General features: G+C 77.2%; 1 protein-coding gene. It reads left to right on the top strand.

Annotation, left to right across the window (positions count from 1 at the left end):
• Positions 1 to 820: oxygenase MpaB family protein (locus ESO86_RS17840; protein ID WP_422836514.1), on the top strand; the 820-nt coding region annotated here is incomplete at both ends.

The following is an 820-nucleotide window of genomic DNA, read 5'->3' on the forward strand; positions in this document are numbered from 1 at the left end:
CCGCGCGGGGCACGCGCGGTGGAGTCCGCTGCGTCGTCGTCACGACGAGCCGCCGGCCTGGACGCGGGCGCTCGCCGAGGGAGACGACGCGGGGCTGTTCGGCCCGGGAAGCGCCGTGTGGGCCGTCAACGGCGCACTTCCCACGCTCGTCGCGGGGATCCGCGCGCTGCTGCTGCAGACCCTGCACCCGGGCGCGATGGCGGGCGTCCACGACCACTCGCGGTACCGGGAGGATCCGCTCGGGCGCCTCGACGGCACCGTGCGATGGGTGGCGACCACGACGTTCGGCGACCGGCGCGCCGCCGTGGCCGCGTGCGCCGCGGTGTCCCGACTGCACGAGCGGGTCACCGGGACGTACGTCGACGCCCGCGGCGAGACGCGCGCCTACGCCGCCAACGACGAGGACCTGCTGCGGTGGGTGCACGACGCGTTCACCGAGGCGTTCATCGGCGCGCACGAGCGCTGGGGCGGGCCGATCCCCGGGGGCGGCGACGCCTACGTGCGGGAGTGGGCGGAGGTCGGCCGGCTCATGGGCGTGCGCGAGCCGCCGACGTCGCTCGACGCGCTGCGTGCCGAGCTCGACGGGTTCCTCGCGGACGCGCGGCCCGACGAGCGCGTCGCCGAGGCCGTGCGGTTCATCCGGCGTCCCGGGCTTCCGGGGGTCGTGGCCCTCATCTACCCGATCCTGTTCGGCGGCGCGGTCGCGTCGCTCGGCGCCCGGGAGCGCAGCCTGCTCGGCCTCCGGCGGCCGTGGTGGCCCGCGGTCACGCTCACGCGCGCGGTGCTCGCGATCGGCACGCAGCGGTTCGGGCGGATGTCG

Source organism: Agromyces binzhouensis (genome assembly GCF_004135055.1).
Lineage (GTDB): Bacteria > Actinomycetota > Actinomycetes > Actinomycetales > Microbacteriaceae > Agromyces > Agromyces binzhouensis.